General features: G+C 62.0%; 15 protein-coding genes. 13 read left to right on the top strand and 2 right to left on the bottom strand.

Annotated elements, in window-relative coordinates; translation table 11 throughout:
- Positions 1-2: 2 nt before the first annotated feature.
- A complete protein-coding gene (locus ACQY1P_RS05815) occupies positions 3-326 on the top strand; it encodes a YbaB/EbfC family nucleoid-associated protein (RefSeq protein WP_184654272.1) in 324 nt (107 codons plus the stop codon).
- Between the two features lie 55 nt (positions 327-381).
- On the opposite strand, the gene ACQY1P_RS05810 is transcribed toward ACQY1P_RS05815, so the two are convergent.
- Positions 382-1,014 (bottom strand): MOSC domain-containing protein, encoded by a 633-nt coding sequence (locus ACQY1P_RS05810; protein WP_325263709.1) that lies wholly within the window; start codon positions 1,012-1,014, stop codon positions 382-384.
- Positions 1,015-1,068: 54 nt separating this feature from the next.
- On the opposite strand from ACQY1P_RS05810, the gene recR reads away from it, so the two are divergent.
- Entirely contained in the window at positions 1,069-1,674 is a 606-nt protein-coding gene (gene recR / locus ACQY1P_RS05805; RefSeq protein WP_174195406.1) for a recombination mediator RecR, read from the top strand.
- A gap of 66 nt (positions 1,675-1,740) precedes the next feature.
- Positions 1,741-2,922: a lytic murein transglycosylase gene (locus ACQY1P_RS05800; protein WP_430256667.1), complete on the top strand. Its 1,182-nt coding sequence runs from the start codon at positions 1,741-1,743 to the stop codon at positions 2,920-2,922.
- Positions 2,923-2,940: 18 nt separating this feature from the next.
- On the opposite strand, the gene ACQY1P_RS05795 is transcribed toward ACQY1P_RS05800, so the two are convergent.
- Positions 2,941-4,590, bottom strand: coding sequence for an MFS transporter (locus ACQY1P_RS05795; RefSeq protein ID WP_192078035.1), 1,650 nt, complete (start codon positions 4,588-4,590; stop codon positions 2,941-2,943).
- Positions 4,591-4,880: 290 nt separating this feature from the next.
- On the opposite strand from ACQY1P_RS05795, the gene rimP reads away from it, so the two are divergent.
- The 10 genes from rimP to ACQY1P_RS05745 all read left to right on the top strand — a co-directional run bounded on the left by rimP (position 4,881) and on the right by ACQY1P_RS05745 (position 17,743).
- Complete coding sequence (gene rimP, locus ACQY1P_RS05790; protein WP_062578581.1) at positions 4,881-5,483, top strand: ribosome maturation factor RimP; 603 nt, start codon at positions 4,881-4,883, stop codon at positions 5,481-5,483.
- Between the two features lie 61 nt (positions 5,484-5,544).
- Positions 5,545-7,161, top strand: a complete 1,617-nt coding sequence (gene nusA, locus ACQY1P_RS05785) for a transcription termination factor NusA (protein WP_113109286.1) — start codon at positions 5,545-5,547, stop codon at positions 7,159-7,161.
- Positions 7,158-7,841 carry an RNA-binding protein gene (locus ACQY1P_RS05780; protein ID WP_062578573.1) on the top strand — a complete coding sequence of 228 codons (684 nt, stop codon included), beginning with the start codon at positions 7,158-7,160 and terminating at the stop codon, positions 7,839-7,841. Before nusA ends, ACQY1P_RS05780 begins: the two co-directional genes overlap by 4 nt.
- A gap of 100 nt (positions 7,842-7,941) precedes the next feature.
- On the top strand, positions 7,942-10,785 hold the full coding sequence (gene infB, locus ACQY1P_RS05775; protein ID WP_430255639.1) for a translation initiation factor IF-2: 2,844 nt from the start codon (positions 7,942-7,944) through the stop codon (positions 10,783-10,785).
- Between the two features lie 372 nt (positions 10,786-11,157).
- The gene (gene exbB, locus ACQY1P_RS05770) at positions 11,158-12,117 is read left to right on the top strand and encodes a tonB-system energizer ExbB (protein ID WP_325264090.1); all 960 of its coding nucleotides are present in this window, start codon (positions 11,158-11,160) and stop codon (positions 12,115-12,117) included.
- Positions 12,118-12,121: 4 nt separating this feature from the next.
- Positions 12,122-12,628 (top strand): TonB system transport protein ExbD, encoded by a 507-nt coding sequence (exbD, locus tag ACQY1P_RS05765; RefSeq protein WP_092663993.1) that lies wholly within the window; start codon positions 12,122-12,124, stop codon positions 12,626-12,628.
- Positions 12,625-13,536, top strand: coding sequence for a cell envelope integrity protein TolA (locus ACQY1P_RS05760; protein ID WP_430255637.1), 912 nt, complete (start codon positions 12,625-12,627; stop codon positions 13,534-13,536). The genes exbD and ACQY1P_RS05760 overlap by 4 nt, the downstream gene beginning before the upstream one ends.
- 56 nt (positions 13,537-13,592) lie before the next feature.
- Positions 13,593-14,585 carry an Ldh family oxidoreductase gene (locus tag ACQY1P_RS05755; RefSeq protein ID WP_430255635.1) on the top strand — a complete coding sequence of 331 codons (993 nt, stop codon included), beginning with the start codon at positions 13,593-13,595 and terminating at the stop codon, positions 14,583-14,585.
- Between the two features lie 458 nt (positions 14,586-15,043).
- Positions 15,044-15,670 carry a ribonuclease D gene (locus ACQY1P_RS05750; protein ID WP_062454208.1) on the top strand — a complete coding sequence of 209 codons (627 nt, stop codon included), beginning with the start codon at positions 15,044-15,046 and terminating at the stop codon, positions 15,668-15,670.
- A 177-nt stretch (positions 15,671-15,847) separates the two neighbouring features.
- Positions 15,848-17,743, top strand: a complete 1,896-nt coding sequence (locus tag ACQY1P_RS05745) for a hypothetical protein (protein WP_430255633.1) — start codon at positions 15,848-15,850, stop codon at positions 17,741-17,743.
- The last annotated feature ends 72 nt before the right edge of the window (positions 17,744-17,815 follow it).

The following is a 17,815-nucleotide window of genomic DNA, read 5'->3' as shown; positions in this document are numbered from 1 at the left end:
CGATGCGCGACATCATGGGCATGATGGGCAAGGTCAAGGAAATGCAGGCCAAGATGGAGAAGATGCAGGCGGATATCGCCGCTCTCGAAGTCGAAGGCACGGCCGGTGGCGGCCTCGTGACGATCCGGATGAACGGCAAGGGCGACATGCTGGGTCTGAAGATCGATCCGTCCCTGTTCAAGGAAGACGAAGCCGAGATCCTCGAAGACCTGATCATTGCAGCCCACAAGCTGGCCAAGGACCGGGCCGAAGAGATCACTGCCGAAAAGACCAAGGAACTGACCGCCGGTCTGCCGATCCCGCCCGGCATGAAGCTGCCGTTCTAAATACGAGATCGGCGTTCCCTCTAGGAACCGCCTGCCGACAAGACCCGCCCACTCGCTAGAACTTGGCGGGCTTTCCGGCTTGGATCGCGTCTCGCATATCGGCATGGATTGGTGCGGATAGAAACCGCTGCCGGTCGTCATCTCCCAGACGCTTGCCGAATTTGGTTAGCAGTTCCGGGATGGAAACCCTCGTTCCTCGGTACGAACTGAATTCAACGGCATCGCCCGCCGACGCAAAACCCGGCGTCAGCACCCGGCAGTAGATGCCGGGGCGAGCAGCCGTTCGGTAGGCTTTGACGAAGGACGGATCGCCCATCTTGGCGGCAAGCGTCGCGCAGGGCGTGCGGGCGGATGTCGCCTGCAGAACAAGCTCGGCACCGATGCGGAAACAATCGCCCGCGGCCACGTCGCGGTTGTCGAGCCCTTCGATGACGAGGTTTTCGCCAAATGTGCCATCGGGAAGATCGCGGCCGAGTTCCGACCGCCACCAGTCGAGCGTGAGGCTGCCTTCGAGCAGGATCGCCTGCTCCGGGCCACCATGATATTTCGTATTGCAGACGGCATCGCCGACCAGGCCCTCGGTATCGATCATGACCGGATTTTTCATCGGCATCTTATTGATGCCGGTCTTGTAGCTCTTGCCCGGAAGCTTTTCCGGATGACCAAGGCAGAGGCTAAGAAGTTTCATTCGGCTGGTCCTTCGTCGATTCCGTTTCCCCTGCATATGGGCTAAAGGAGAACCATGGCAAAGCGAGTCACCGGCCCCGAAATCGAAAAACTCATCCAGCTTCTGGCGAAAGTACCGGGTCTCGGCCCCCGTTCGGCCCGTCGCGCGGCATTGCATCTCATCAAGAAGAAAGACCAGTTGCTCGGTCCGCTGTCGAACGCGATGGGCGAAGCCTATGACAAGGTGAAGATCTGCTCGCGCTGCGGCAATGTCGATACGTCCGATCCCTGCACGGTCTGCACCGATATCAGGCGCGACCAGTCGACGCTGATCGTTTGCGAGGATGTGTCCGATCTCTGGGCGCTGGAGCGCGCAGGCGCGATGAACGCGGCCTATCACGTGCTGGGCGGCACGCTGTCGCCGCTGGATGGTGTGGGGCCGGATGATCTCAACATCCGCGGATTGATCGACCGGGTCAGCGAAGGCGTGGTGAAGGAAATCATCATCGCCGTCAACGCCACGGTCGAGGGGCAAACGACAGCACACTATATAACCGACCAGCTTGCCGGCATCGATGTGAAGATCACCCGGCTGGCGCATGGCGTTCCTGTCGGCGGCGAGCTCGACTATCTCGACGAAGGCACGCTGACGGCGGCGCTTCGGGCACGAACGGCGATCTGAGGAGATTTCATGCGCAAGACAATCATCGCCCTTGGCGCCATCCTTTGCCTGCTTCCGCTGCCCGTGATGGCGCAGAACAAGCCGGATGTGGAAAAACAATTCCAGCGATGGATCGCCAGCGATCTTGGGCCGGAAGCTCGCAAAGCCGGCATTTCCGAGCGGACGCTGAAGACCGCGTTTGACGGCATCGCGCTTAACTGGACCCTGCCTGATCTGGTGCCGCCGGGCTCCAAGCCGCCGAAGAGCCAGGATCAGAGCCAGGCGGAGTTCTCTTCCCCCGGCGCATACTTTTCCGAAAAACGGCTGCAAGGACTGGCGGCAACGGGTCGCGGCCTTGCGTCGACACATGCCGCGACGCTGAAGCGGATCGAGGCCGCCTATGGCGTTCCCGGCGAGATCGTGGTTGCCATCTGGGGTCGCGAATCCGGTTTCGGCAAGGCGCGGCTTCCCTATTCGGCGATCGAGGTTCTCGCGACCAAGGCCTTCATGTCTACCCGCAAGCCGATGTTCCGCGAGGAGCTGATCGCGGCGCTGACGATGATCGAGCGCGGCGACGTGGATGCGGCGACGATGAAGGGTTCGTGGGCCGGCGCTCTCGGCCAGCCGCAGTTCATGCCGACCAGCTACCTTAAATACGCCGTCGACTTCGACAAGGACGGGCACCCGGACATCTGGAATTCTGTGCCCGACGCGCTGGCATCGATCGCCCACTATCTTCAGCAGGAAGGCTGGCAGCGCGGGCGTGACTGGGGTTTCGAGGTTTCCATTCCTGCCAAGGTTTCCTGCGCCCAGGAAGGCCCGGATCTGGCAAAGCCGATCTCCGCCTGGGCGGCGACGGGCATTACCCGCATCTCCGGCAAGGCCTTTCCTACGGCGGATCTCAAGGCATCCGGCATGATGCTGGTACCTGCCGGCCGCAACGGACCGGAATTCGTCGTCACGCCGAATTTCTACGTGCTGAAGGAATATAACAACTCCGACCTCTATGCGCTGTTCATCGGCAATCTGGCTGATCGTATCGCCCATGGTGCCGGCGCCTTTGAGGGCTCGTGGGGTGACGTTGGCAAGATGCTTCGCTCCGACGTGCTTGCCATGCAAAAGGCGCTGGTGGCGAAGGGTTACGATGTCGGCAACGTGGACGGTCTGCCGGGTTTCAAAACCCGCCGGGCGCTTGGCGACTGGCAGGCCAAGAATGGTCTTTCGCCGACCTGCTGTCCGGATGCGTCGCTGAAAACCCGGCTCAAGTAACGGACCACAGCCTTCGCCTTAGTGGTGAAGGTCGATATGCGGCTTGTGCATGATGTCGGAGGGCGGCGGGATCGTCTGACGCTCGATCATGCGATGAACCTTCGGTTCCTCATCGCCTTGATGCAGCTTGCGGATCGCGTCCCAGATTTCCGCATCCATCTGCATGCGCCGCTGATTGTGGCGCACGTAATCTGCCCAGGTGGCGGTATGATAGGTCTCCGTCCAGACGTCGGGATGTTCGAGATCGCGCATCAAGGCCCACTGCCTTGCACCGTCGCGGATCCGCACCCGTCTGCGGCGTGCCATCAGGGTCAGGAATTCGGGGATGTCGGCCTCGCCGATGAGGTAGTCGATCTGCAGTACGATCGGCCCGCTGCGTGGCTGCAGCGCGAGGCTCAGAAGTGGCGCGTTGAAGCGGTTGAGCGGATCGAGATTGACATCGCCGAACTGTGGCAGCGGCATGCGCCATCCGACGAGAGCGCCGACGAGCATGGCCAAGCTCGCGATGGACAGTGCAACCGACGCGCCAAAGTTTTCGGAAAGCAGACCCCACATCCAGCTGCCCGCAGCAATGCCGCCGAAGGTTGCCGTCTGGTAGAAGGACAAGGCACGGCCGACGACCCAGCGTGGCGTCGAAAGCTGCACGGTCGTGTTGAACAGTGATAGCGCGAGAACCCAGCAGGCGCCGGGGAACAGGAGGGCGATCACCGTCACCGTCGTATTCGTGCTTGCGCCGATGACGGCGGAGCTTGCGGCAAAGCCCACGAACGCGAACCGGACGATCCACTCGCTCGAAAACTTTTCCCTGAGCCTCGCATTGGCAATGGCACCGGCGACGGCGCCGATGCCAAAAGCGCCCAGCATGATGCCGTAGGTGAACGGGCCACCGGACACGAGATCGCGGGCGACGATCGGCAGAAGGGCCAGAATAGCGCTTGCGGTCAGACCGAACAGCAGGCCGCGCAGCAGCACATTCAGAATGTTCGGCGACATCGCGACGTAGCCAAGGCCGGCAGACAGTGCCCGCAGCAAAGTTTCGCGCGGAAGCGAATCGTCGGCACGCTGCGGCTTCCAGCGAAACAGCGCATAGATGATCGCGAAATAGCTCATCGCGTTGACCGCGAAGGCGGCGGCAGCCCCTGCTGCTGCGACGATCGCGCCGCCGATCGCCGGGCCGACGCTGCGGGTGATGTTGAAGCCGACGCTGTTCAACGTCACTGCGGTCGGCAGGATTTCGCGTGGTACGATATCGCCGACCGAGGCCTGCCAGGACGGGTTATTGAGCGCCGTGCCGCAGCCAATCAGGAAGGTGAACATCAAAAGAAGCCAGGGCGTCAGCAGGCCGAGATAGGCAAACACCGTCAGTGCAATCGACACGGTCAGCATGAAGACCTGCGCCGTCAGCATTAGGCTTCGGCGATTGTAATTGTCGGCCAATGCGCCGGCGACCAGCGAAAACAGCATGATCGGTAACGCGTTGGACGCCTGCACCAGCGCCACCATATCTTGCGAACTGGCGATCGCCGTCATCATCCAGGCGGCACCGACGGCCTGGATCAACCCACCGAAATTCGACGCGATGCTGGCAATCCAGATCATTCGGAACGTCGGCAGCCGAAACGGCGCCAGCGTCGAAATCCGATCGGGCAAGTCTCTTCCTCCCATCATGGCACTGTCACCAAAGGGTTATAGACCTGAAGACCACAAATTCCACCCGCGTCATGTCCTAAAATGCCCGATGATGGAGATCTGCTGTCACCAACCCCATCACGGACCGGAGCGAATGCGACGAGTCTTGCGGCGGTCTTGCAATCGCCGGTGTGAAAGCGTATATGCAGGCCATATTCTTGATCGTCCGATGAAGAGTGGGCCCTCCCGGACCCGCTCTTTTTTGTTAGGCGATCGCTTTTCTCCCTCTCTTCCGGAAACCGGACAGGGAGCACGAATTCGGAGGGCGCATGCCACAAACCGACAGCGAACCGCGCCTGATCGTCGAGACCGGGCTTGAACTCAGAGTGGCCGAGATCATCGAGCCCGTTCTGACATCCATGGACTTCCGCCTCGTGCGCGTCCGGATGCTCAATCAGAATGGCGCGACGCTGCAGATCATGGCCGAACGCAACGATGGCACGATGGATGTCGAGGGCTGTGAAGCCGTCTCGATGGCGATCTCGCCCGTTCTCGATGTGGAAGATCCGATCGATCGCGAGTATCATCTCGAAGTATCGTCGCCAGGCATCGATCGCCCGATGGTGCGCAAGTCCGATTTCGAGCGCTGGAACGGCCATATCGTGAAATGCGAGACGTCGATCCTGGTCGACAATCGCAAGCGTTTTCGCGGCAAGATCACCGACGTCACGTCCGAGGGCTTCACGATCGACCGCGATCAGGTCGCCGATGGCGAGACACAGCATTTGCTCATTCCGTTTACGGCGCTGTCCGAAGGAAAGCTTGTCCTCACCGACGAACTGATCCGCGACGCGTTGCGGGCTGACAAGGCGGCCAAGCAGCAGGCCGCCAATCAGAACGACGAAACCGACGAACACACTGACGAAGAATAACCGACAGCACGCCTTCCTTTGAGAAGGTCGCACATAGCTCGACTTACGGAGACCAACGACAATGGCAGTGAGCGCAAACCGGCTTGAACTTCTGCAGATCGCAGATGCAGTAGCCCGCGAAAAGGTCATCGACCGCGAAATCGTGCTGGCTGCGATGGCCGACGCCATCCAGAAGGCCGCCCGCTCGCGCTATGGTTCGGAAACCAACATCCGTGCCGACATCAATTCCAAGACCGGCGAGATCCGTCTCCAGCGTCTGCTGGAAGTGGTCGATGTCGCCGAGGATTACGGCACGCAGATCCCGCTGACGCTGGCGCTCGATCGCAACGTTGACGCCAAGATTGGCGACTTCATCGCCGATCCGCTGCCGCCGATGGATTTCGGTCGTATCGCCGCCCAGTCTGCCAAGCAGGTGATCGTCCAGAAGGTGCGCGAAGCGGAACGTGACCGTCAGTTCGACGAGTTCAAGGACCGCGTCGGCGAAATCGTCAACGGCACCGTCAAGCGCGTCGAATATGGCAACGTCATCGTCGACCTCGGTCGTGGCGAAGGCATCATTCGCCGTGACGAGATGATCCCGCGCGAAAACATGCGCTACGGCGACCGCGTTCGCGCCTATGTCTACGACGTGCGCCGCGAACAGCGTGGCCCGCAGATTTTCCTGTCGCGTACCCATCCGCAGTTCATGGTGAAGCTGTTCACCATGGAAGTGCCTGAAATCTACGACGGCATCATCCAGATCAAGTCCGTTGCCCGCGATCCGGGCTCGCGCGCCAAGATCGCTGTCGTTTCCAACGACTCGTCGATCGATCCGGTCGGCGCCTGCGTCGGTATGCGCGGTTCGCGCGTTCAGGCAGTCGTCGGCGAGCTGCAGGGCGAAAAGATCGACATCATTCCGTGGAGCCAGGATCCGGCATCGTTCATCGTCAACGCGCTGCAGCCGGCAGAAGTCTCCAAGGTTGTTCTCGACGAAGACAGCGAGCGGATCGAAGTCGTGGTTCCGGACGAGCAGCTGTCGCTGGCGATCGGTCGTCGTGGCCAGAACGTCCGCCTTGCATCGCAGCTGACCGGCTGGGATATCGACATCATGACGGAAGCCGAGGAATCGGAGCGCCGCCAGAAGGAATTCAACGAGCGCACCAACCTGTTTATGGACGCGCTCGATGTCGACGAGATGGTTGGCCAGGTGCTGGCGTCCGAAGGCTTTGCCGCCGTTGAAGAGCTTGCCTATGTCGAGCTCGACGAAATCTCCTCGATCGACGGTTTTGACGAAGATACCGCGACCGAGATCCAGACCCGTGCCCGCGAATATCTCGAGCGGATCGAGTCTGAAAACGATGCAAAGCGCGTCGCACTCGGTGTTGCCGACGAACTGAAGCAGATCGACGGCCTGACCGGTCAGATGCTGGTCGCGCTTGGCGAAGACGGCATCAAGACGATCGAGGATTTTGCCGGCTGCGCGGCTGACGACCTTGTCGGTTGGAGCGAGCGCAAGGACGGCGAGACCAAGAAGTTCGAAGGTCTGTTTTCGAAGTTCGAAGTTTCGCGCACCGAAGCTGAAAACATGGTCGTGCAGGCCCGCCTGCTGGCTGGCTGGATCACCGAGGCTGATCTTGCCACCGAAGAAGCACCAGAGGCCGAAGACGCCGAGGAGGCGCCTGCCGCCGAGCGGGAATGATCCCGATTGGCAATGAACCAGACGACGATGCAGACGACGAGCTTATCGTGAATGACCGTACCTGCATCGTCACCCGTGAAGCCGGATCACCGGAAACGCTGATCCGCTTCGTGGCCGGGCCTGATGGCCAGGTTGTTCCCGATCTCAAGCGTCGCCTTCCGGGGCGGGGCTGCTGGGTAAAGGCCGAACGGGCGTTGATCGACCGGGCGGTCCAGAAGAAATCCTTCGCCCGCGCGTTGAAGACCGACGCAAAGGCGGATGCCGATCTGGGCGCGACGGTTGACAGACTGCTCGCGGCCGATCTGATCGGCATGATGAACATGGCTCGCAAGGCGAGCCAGTTTATCTCGGGCGCGACGAAGGTCGATGCCGCAGTTCGCTCCGGCGGCGCGATTGCCGTCTTTCATGCCTCAGACGCTGCGGCAGACGGTATCCGGAAGATCGATCAGGCCCGCAAGGCCTTCAAATTCGGCTCGAATGCCGAGGAAGAAATTCCATCCTTTTTGCTCTTCACGGGGGCCGAACTGGACGAAGTGATGGGCCAGAATGCTTTTATCCATGCCTGCGCGCTTGCGGGACAGGCGGGTGAAGGTGTAGTGAAACGCGCAAACCTACTTGAACAGTACCGCAAGGGCGGTCTGTCCCAGACAAAAGGTGTCGCTGACATGCCGAAACAATGACGCGGTTACCGGTTTTTGCCGGACGCACATCGATATGTACGAATTGAACGACAGGCACTGATGGCTTCCATCTGTTCCTGTCCGAAGGAACAGGAACGGAATGACTGATAACAACGACGACAAGACACTGGGCGTGAAGAAGACCCTTACCCTGAAACCATCGGGTGTGACCCAGGGTACTGTGCGCCAGGACATGGGTCGCGGCCGGACCAAGGCGGTCGTCGTCGAGACGGTCAAGCGCCGTCCGACCCGTCCGCTCGACGAAAAGCCAATTACTCCTATCGCAGCACCGGCACCACGCCCGGTCGAGGCAGCCGCTCCTGTAGCGCCACGCCCGCAGCCGGCAACCCCTGCAGCGCCGGCACCAGCCGCCCCTGTGGCAGCCGCTGCACCTGCAGCCCCCGCCCCTGCTGCGCCCGTCAGCCAGCCGAGCCCGCCGCAGCCGCGCGTCCAGCAGCCTTCATCGCAGGGATACCGCCCCGGTTCTTCGCAGGGCCAGCGCCCTTCGTCATCGCAGGGTCAGCGTCCCTCGTCGCATCAGGGCCAGCGTCCGCAGCAGCCGTCACAGCCGCAGCGCCAGCCGCAGCGTTCGGGTGGTGCTGTCCTGCACGACCTGTCGGCAAGCGAAATGGATGCACGCCGTCGCGCACTCGTCGAAGCCCAGGCGCGCGATGTGGTCGAAGCCAAGCAGCGCGTCGAGGATGATGCACGCCGCAAGGTAGAAGACGAGCGCCGCAAGGTCGAAGAAGCAGCCGAAGCAGCACGTCTGGCCGAAGAAGCCAAGGCACGCGCTGCCGAGGAAGCTCTGCGTCCGGCACCCGTCGCGCCAGCGCCAGCCGCTGCAGATCGCAACGCCAATACACAAGACAACCGTAACTCGTCTCGCCCGACGCCGGGAGCCGCACCTGTTGCCGCCCCCGTCATCGGACGTGGTCGCCGCAACGACGAGGAAGAGGATCGCGCACCTGCCCGGACCATTCCAGGTCGCGGCCGCGTTGCAGCGCCCGTTCCTGCCAAGCCACCGACACGCCCGAAGGTCGAAGAAGGCCGTCGCCAGGGCAAACTGACGATCACTGCTGCCAGCACCGATGATGACGGCACCGGCCGCGGTCGTTCGATGGCTGCCATGCGCCGCCGGCAGGAAAAGTTCCGCCGCAGCCAAATGCAGGAAACCCGCGAAAAGGTTATGCGCGAGGTGATCCTGCCTGAGACCATCACAATTCAGGAACTGTCGCAGCGCATGTCTGAACGCGCCGTCGACGTTATCAAGTACCTGATGAAGGAAGGCCAGATGATGAAGGCCGGCGACGTTATCGACGCCGATCTCGCTGAAATCATTGCCGGTGAATTCGGCCATACGGTCAAGCGCGTTTCGGAATCGGACGTTGAAGAAGGTATCTTCAACCAGATGGACGACGCCGGCGAAATGGTGTCGCGTCCTCCGGTCGTGACGATCATGGGTCACGTCGACCACGGCAAGACCTCGCTTCTCGACGCGATCCGCCAGGCCAACGTAGTTTCGGGCGAAGCCGGTGGCATCACCCAGCATATCGGTGCCTATCAGGTTGAACAGAACGGCCAGAAGATCACCTTCATCGACACCCCCGGTCACGCCGCCTTTACGGCCATGCGTGCCCGTGGTGCCCAGGCAACGGATATCGCGATCCTCGTGGTTGCAGCCGACGACAGCGTGATGCCGCAGACGATTGAATCCATCAGCCACGCAAAGGCTGCCGGTGTTCCGATCATCGTGGCGATCAACAAGATCGACAAGCACGAAGCCAACCCGGACAAGGTGCGCCAGCAGCTGCTGCAGCACGAAGTGTTCGTGGAATCGCTGGGCGGTGAAGTTCTCGACGTCGAAGTTTCGGCCAAGAACAAGACCAATCTCGACAAGCTGCTCGAGGCAGTTCTGCTGCAGGCCGAAATTCTCGACCTCAAGGCAGATCCGGTCCGTACGGCAGAAGGCATCGTCATCGAAGCTCAGCTCGACCGTGGCCGCGGTGCGGTTGCAACCGTGCTCGTCCAGAAGGGCACGCTGAAGCCTGGCCAGATCATCGTTGCCGGCGATCAGTGGGGCCGCGTCCGCGCGCTCGTCACCGACAAGGGTGTTCACGTCAAGGAAGCCGGCCCGGCCATGCCGGTCGAAGTGCTCGGTCTTTCCAGCACTCCTGCTGCCGGCGACAAGTTTGCCGTCGTTGAAAACGAGAGCCGTGCTCGCGAGATTTCCGAATATCGCCAGCGGCTTGCCCGCGACAAGGCGGTTGCTCGCCAGTCCGGTCAGCGCGGTTCGCTCGAGCAGATGATGAGCAAGCTGCAGAATACCGGCTACAAGGAATTCCCGCTGCTCATCAAGGGCGACGTTCAGGGTTCTGTCGAAGCCATTATCGGCGCTCTCGACAAGCTTGGCACCGACGAAGTCCGCGCCCGCATCGTCCATTCGGGCGCAGGTGCGATCACCGAGTCGGATCTTGCGCTTGCCGAATCCTCCGAAGCAGCGATCATCGGCTTCAACGTCCGTGCCAACGCACAGGCGCGCATAGCGGCCGATCGTGCCGGCACCGAGATCCGCTACTACAACATCATCTACGATCTGGTGGATGACGTGAAGGCAGCGATGTCCGGTCTGCTTTCGCCAGAACGTCGCGAGACCTTCCTCGGCAATGCCGAAATCCTCGAGGTGTTCAACATCACGAAGACCGGCAAGGTTGCAGGTTGCCGCGTCGTCGAAGGCAAGGTCGAGCGTGGTGCAGGCGTCCGACTGCTGCGCGACAACGTTGTCATTCACGAAGGCAAGCTCAAGACGCTCAAGCGCTTCAAGGACGAAGTTGGCGAAGTGCCGATGGGTCAGGAATGCGGTATGGCGTTCGAAAACTACGAAGATATCCGCGCAGGCGACACGATCGAGTGCTTCCGCGTGGAGCACATTACGCGCACGCTGTAAGTTTAGCGCTGCCGAAACCATCAACCGCCGGAGAGAAATCTCTGGCGGTTTTTTCGTTTGCGGAGCTTTGGGAGACAGGCTGCAGCTGGCAGCATGGCCATGCGGAGAGAATCATGACGCAAGCAGTCAAATTTAAGCGATACTCTCCCGATTATAGTTGCCAACCACACTCATGTTTATTATCGCATAGCGGCAAGCCGCCGCCCTCAGTTTTCGGACCGGCTGAATGATATCGAGCCGTTGGGCCACCTGAGCCTTCCGGCGACCAGTCGGAGTATCGCTGCCATGTCCGTTGTCCCGAAGTCTCACCTCTACAGGAAGCAGTTGCGCGTTGCCGGGCCCGGTCCCCTCGTGACAACGATTGCGGGCTTGATGCTGATGACGACAAATGCGGTCGCGCAGGTCGAGGCGCCTGCACCGGAAGCGCCTGGTCCGGCACAACAGACGGCGCCGGCCCTTGCTCCTCCAAGCGCTGCTCCTACGACACAGCAGACCCCGCCACCCGTTCAAGACGCAACCCCGGCAGAACCTGCTTCTCCCTCAGTGACACCAATCGAGCAGGCTCCGGCTGCAACGGGTGCACCTTCCCCCGAAGCGCGCGCCGATATTCCTCACAATCTTTCGCCCTGGGGCATGTTCATGGCGGCCGACTGGGTGGTGAAGGCCGTGATGATCGGCCTTGCCATCGCGTCGCTTCTCACATGGACGATCTGGATCGCCAAGACGCTGGAGCTGATGGGCGCCCGCACCCGCGCCAAGCGTGTCCTGAAAATCATCCAGGGCGCGCATACGCTGCCGGAAGCGCTTGAGACGACGGGCCGCCGCGGCGGGCCTGCGGCCCTGATGCTGCGCGCGGCGACGGAAGAGGTGGAGCTTTCCGAAGCCGCTCTCGATTACGCCCATACCGGTGGCGTCAAGGAGCGCGTATCTTCGGTCCTGTCGCGCATCGAAGCCTATTCCGGACGGCGCATGGCCCGCGGCACGGGCATTCTCGCCTCGATCGGCTCGGTTGGTCCGTTTGTCGGACTGTTCGGCACGGTCTGGGGCATCATGAATTCGTTCATCGGCATTTCGCAGTCCAACACGACCAACCTTGCGGTCGTGGCACCCGGCATCGCCGAAGCGCTGCTCGCAACCGCGCTCGGTCTTGTCGCCGCAATCCCGGCCGTGATCATCTACAACGCCTTCGCCCGCTCGGTCACCGGCTACCGCCAGCTGCTGGCCGACGCTGCTTCCGGTGTCGAACGACTGGTCAGCCGCGATCTCGATTTCCGCAAGGTGCCGCCAGGCGGACGCAGGCCGGCGTCGATGTCTCTGGTCGCGGGGGAATAATTCCATGGCAGGCGGCATTCGCGAACATCACGGCGATGAACTTCCCGAAAATCACGAGATCAACGTGACGCCGTTTATCGACGTCATGCTGGTGCTCCTGATCATTTTCATGGTGGCCGCGCCGCTGTCGACGGTCGACGTCAATGTCGATCTGCCCGCATCCAGCGCCAAGCCCGCAGAACGACCGGACGAGCCTCTCTACGTGACGGTCAAGGACGACCTGTCGCTCAATATCGGCAACGATCCGGTCGCGCGCGAACAGTTTGCCGCAAATCTCGACCGTCAGACCGAAGGCAACAAGGATACGCGGATCTTCCTGCGGGCCGACAAGGCCGTCGATTACGGGCAGTTCATGGAAGTGATGAACCTGCTGCGTGATTCCGGCTACCTGAAGATTGCGCTGGTCGGGTTGGAAGCCGCGTCGGGTGCCCAACAGGCGCCAGCGTCTACATCCGCCGCACCGGCAGGGCCTGCACCAGCCGCTTCGCCGGCCACCGGAGGCGCTCCATGAGCCTTGCCATGCAGCGCAGAGGATATGCGAGCCGGATCGGCGAGATCGCCCTGTGGGGATCTGCCGCTATCCTTGTGCTCACGGTCCACATTGCCGCCGCAGCGCTTCTGATGAGGCAAGAGCCGGAGGAACTTGCCGACAACGGTCCGCAGGCCGCCATCATGATCGAGCTTGCGCCGGAGCCGGAAGCGGCGATCCCGGAAGAAGAGCAGATCGCCACCGACGCCGAGGACCAGCAACTCGTCGAGACCCAGCAGACCGAGCCGGTCGAAGAGGTCGAACCCATCGAGGAGCCGCCGCCGGCCGAGCCGCCACCGGAAGTGGCTGAGGAGACACCCGAACCGCCGCCGGAACCCGTGATCGAGACGCCGCTGCCGGAGGAAACGCCCCCGCCGCCGGAGATCGTCGAAACGCCGCCGCCCGAGCCTGTCGATCCGATCGAGCAGAAGGTCACCGCAGCGTTGGAGAACGTGGAAGTCCCGCTGCCGGTCACTCGTCCACCACCACCGAAGCCGGTCCAGAAGGTAGAAAAGCCACGGCGTCAGCCGCAGGCGCAGAAGGAAAAGGCGCAGGCAAAGGTTCAGGCAAAGCCGTCGGAGCGCACTGCCGCTGCGCAGACCTCGAGCGGATCGGTGGCCTCGACGATGTCACCGTCCACCTGGATGACCCGTGTGCGCACGAAGATCGCCCGTAATGCCCGCCGCTGCCCGTCCAACCAGAAGGGGATCGTGACGATCAGCTTCAATTTCGATAGCGATGGCAATATCGGGCGCGTGTCCGTTGCCAGATCGTCTGGAGATACGCGTATCGACGACTACGTCGTCTCAGCCGTTCGGCGCGCATCGCCTGTTCCGATCGCACCGGCAGGTGTTGCAAGCCTCGTCACTCAGTCGGTAGAGTGCAAGTAGCCGTGCTTTCGGGTTCGGTTGCCCTCCTTAACACTCGCTCCCGGAACAGCTTGTCCATGCAAATTACCCTTGAAGAAGCCGAAACGCTGGTGAGCGGCGTTTTCGAAGCCAACGGCGTGCTTGATAGCACCGCACGCTCGGTTGCCCGCGCCCTGGTGCAGGCGGAAGCCGCCGGCCAGTCCGGTCACGGGCTTCGCCGCATCCCGGCCTATGTCAAACAGGTGCGGACCGGCAAGGTGGATGGCACTGCTCGGCCTGAGGCGAGCAGGCCAAGACCCGCAGTTCTTGCAATCGACGCGAACTTTGGCTTTGCCTATCCGGCGCTCGATCTCGCTGTCTTGGAACTTCCAGCGATTGCGCGCGAACAGGGCATCGCCTTTGCCGCCATCAACCGTTCGCACCATGCAGGCGTCATGGCGTTGACCGTGGAGCGCTTTGCCGAGCAGGGGCTGGTTGCGATGATGTTTGCCAACGCGCCCGCCTCCATGGCCCCCTGGGGTGGCAAGGTGCCGCTGTTCGGCACCAATCCGATCGCTTTTGCGGCGCCTATTGCCGGTGACGAGCCGCTGGTCATCGATCTAGCACTCTCCAAGGTTGCCCGCGGCAAGGTGATGGAAGCGACCCAGAAGGGCACCAGTATTCCCGACGACTGGGCGTTCGACACCGACGGCAATCCGACAACCGACGCATTTGCCGCGATCAAGGGAACGATGGCGCCATCCGGGGGCGCCAAGGGGGCAGCGCTTGCACTCATGGTCGAAGTGATGGCGGCCGGCATCGGCGGTGCGCATTACTCCTACCAGGCCAGCTCGCTGTTTGACGAGACCGGGCCTCCGCCGGCGCTTGGCCAGTCGCTGATCGTCATCGATCCGGATGCCACGACGGGTGGCGGCGCGGCAGAACGCTTTGCGGCATTGGCGAGCGAAATGGCAAAGCAGGACGGTGTCCGCCTGCCCGGCCGGCGCGGCCGCGGTCTTCGCGCCGAAAGCATCCAGCACGGTCTCAAGATCGACGACGACGTGATGAAGGCGATAGAAGCTCTGGGCTGACCTGCAGATCCACCTTTATGCCGGACAAGCCAGTGCAGCGATGCGCTGGCTTTTTCTTATTGCGCAGCAAGGCGTTCTGCGGAGGCAGAGCCGGTCATACAGAGGATTTTAAGGGATACAAAACGAGAAAAGCCTGGCGCGGGAGGAGGATGCGCCAGGCTTTAAACTTGATCAACAACTGGGAGGAGGAGGGTGTTGTTGATCCGTATCGAACGACACTGGGAGGAGGAGGTGCGTCGTTCGATGACCAAACTTCTAGCCATATCTTCCCGGTGCGCCAAGAGGCTCTGCTGCAATGCAGCAATGCGTTTGCTGCATTGCTGGGCAATTGCTCACGCGTTCGTGTTTCGTCGTCGCCAAGCGATAGCCATTGTCCGGGATAAGACGATGCGGCCGCGTGCTTCCACCGGAGCTTTCCTCTAGGTTATCCCGCATAGAGCCTGACAGCGGAGACACGCATGAAGACGTCGATACGGTACCATCAAGGAGATATTCCAGCCTCTGACGCTGCGCGCTACACAGGCGCGATCGCAATCGATACGGAAACGCTTGGCCTCGTCCCGCGCCGCGACAGGCTTTGTGTCGTGCAGCTCTCACCAGGCGACGGAACCGCGGACGTCATCCGGATCGCAGCCGGGCAGAAGCAAGCTCCCAATCTCGTCGCACTGCTTGCCGATCCCGCCCGACAGAAAATCTTTCACTACGGACGCTTCGATATTGCGGTTCTGTTTCACACGTTCGGGGTTACGACCACGCCTGTCTTCTGCACCAAGGTCGCATCGCGGCTCGTGCGGACCTATACGGATCGACACGGCCTCAAGGACAATCTGAGAGAGTTGCTGGACGTCGATATCTCGAAGGCGCAGCAGCAGACCGACTGGGCTGCCGAAACCCTGTCGCAGGCCCAGCTCGAATATGCGGCGTCCGACGTGCTTCACCTCCATGCGCTCCGCGACAAGCTGACCGAGCGCCTTCTCCGCGACGAGCGTATCGAACACGCGACGGCGTGTTTCGAGTTCCTGCCGACCCGAGCCAAGCTCGATCTGCTCGGCTGGGGTGAGACCGACATTTTTGCGCATAGCTGATCATCGGCCCGTGTAATCCGGCGATTAGCGATGATTTAACCATAGCGCGCTTAAAATTGCTGATCGGCAAATCGTGCGCCATGAGATGGCGGCGCAGTTTCGGCGTGCTCCTTGCGCGTACGGTCGTGTGCGGCCGAGTTGTCCCCTCCCTTCACATGCGAGAGATGGAAGCACGCCATGCTGACCCCCGTCGGTGCTACGCAAAGCATGCAGGCCGACCCACTCTCTTCGGCACGTCCGATTGCGGCAACGCGTTCCATCGCTGCATCCGCAGAAGGTGATCCCGCAATCTCCTCCAGAGGCGGAATGCTTACGGGGGACCGCCTGAACCTACTCTCGCTGTCTGGACAGTTGCAGCTCGCCTACGGGTCGTCCATCTTCGCGGAAACGATCGGCCAAATCCTGCAGATACCACGAAACGACGGCGAGACGCTGGCAGACTACGCGGAGCGCCTGACTGTCGCCGTGCAGTCCATGAGTGCTGTTGACGTAGCCGCACTTGAGAAAACGCTGAGCCAGCTGGTCAAGGGCTTGTCCGTGCCGCTGCTGGCCGAAATCCTCAAGAACCCCGGTGGTCTCGATGCCGCCAGGCTGATCCTGTCGCTGGAGGCCGCGCTCGTATCGGATAGCGATACGGTTGAGAATGCAGCGGTCACCTCCTATCGGCAGAATGAAATCGCCAGCCTTCCAAAAGACGGTGCGACACCCTCTCCTGCGACGCGGCCCGGCCCCCCGCCGGCAGTTGCCCAGACTGGCCCCTCCTTGCCCGGCCCATCATCGCCCGCGCCCTCAGCGCTCCAGCCCTCGACGCCCAGCCCCGCATCGCCGGTAGTGCCTCTGCCAGCTTCTGCTCCGGACACAGCAAGTACAGAGACCCCCAGGCCATCCCCCGGTGCTTTGCCTGATATCGGAGCAAAATCGCAGTCGGTGACGTCACCCGCCACCAGCGCAACGCCGCCCGCCACCGGTGCAGCGGCACCAGCTATCGCTCCGTTCTCGCCACCCACGAGCGGGTCAGCCGCCGCGGCTCCTGACACTAAGGTTCCCGGTAAGGAGCTTCAAAGACCCCAACTGCTGCCGCCCCTCGTTGACTTGCAGGAAGAGCCGACCCGCGAGGCGATCCTTGCGCGGCCGATGCCGGTCCGATCAGAAGGTCCCGCGACGGCAACCTCCGACCTGCAAACCAAACCCGCCACGCCGTCTCCCGCCGTCCCAAACGCGGTTCCGATCAAGCCGGACGCGAGCCCGGCGCCTGCGCAAGCCGCACCGATCTTGGCTGCAGATGCGAAGCCGGTGCCGCAAGTCTTGCCAGGAGCCCTGCCGCGGACCGCCGTGCCGGGCATCGCGACCGTGACGAATACCGGGGCTCTGGTCGCAGCGGTTATCGACGCCTTCGACAACGAATTGAAGATCCCGCAGTTTGGAGACGCCACGACGGCGCCGAAACCCGCTGTGGAATGGCCCAGCAATCTCGCGCAACTCGTGTCTGCGATCGCACCAAGCGCGCTTCAGGCGGCGCTGCTCGCGACAGGAGCTCCGGTCGGGAATTCGACAGCGGCACTGTTCAAGAACCTGTTTGGCGGAGGGGGCAGTGGAACGGTGGCACATGCCGGCGGGCAGGGACAACCTGCCCCGGGTGCCCCGGACATAGACGCAATGCATACGGCCGGGATAACCCATGCCGAGGACGATCTACTGCGCATTGCAAACGAACGTTACGTCACCACCGCAAAAACCAGCCGAGCCCCGGAGGCCGTGCCAGACCCCGACATCCAGCCGATGCCCGTGCCGCTGCCACTTGTCCAGCGCGAGGCGATTGGCCTGCCGTTTGTGCCCTACCCAATGGCTGAAGACGAGCCGCGGCGCGAAAACCGCAAGACGCAGCCGGTGACGGCAGTGGACGAAGATGGCGAAGCCGACCACAGCCAGGACCAAGCTTTCGATCACCCTGATGAGGGTAATCAACCGACTGACGACGACAACCCGGGCGACGGCGAAGCCGCGTCCTCGGAGGCCGGCAACGACGATCGTCGTCCGAACGAACTCTACTGGCGCATGGCAGGGTGGGCCTGAGCCGAAGGTTCACGGTGCAGCCTCAAAAAAGCGGGCATGAAAAAAGCCGCCGGATCTTTCGATCCGGCGGCT

The sequence above is a fragment of the Neorhizobium sp. DAR64872/K0K18 genome, assembly GCF_050500175.1.
Lineage (GTDB): Bacteria > Pseudomonadota > Alphaproteobacteria > Rhizobiales > Rhizobiaceae > Neorhizobium > Neorhizobium soli.
The sequence above is the reverse complement of the archived record's forward strand: the minus strand, read 5'-3'. Positions and strand labels throughout refer to the sequence as shown.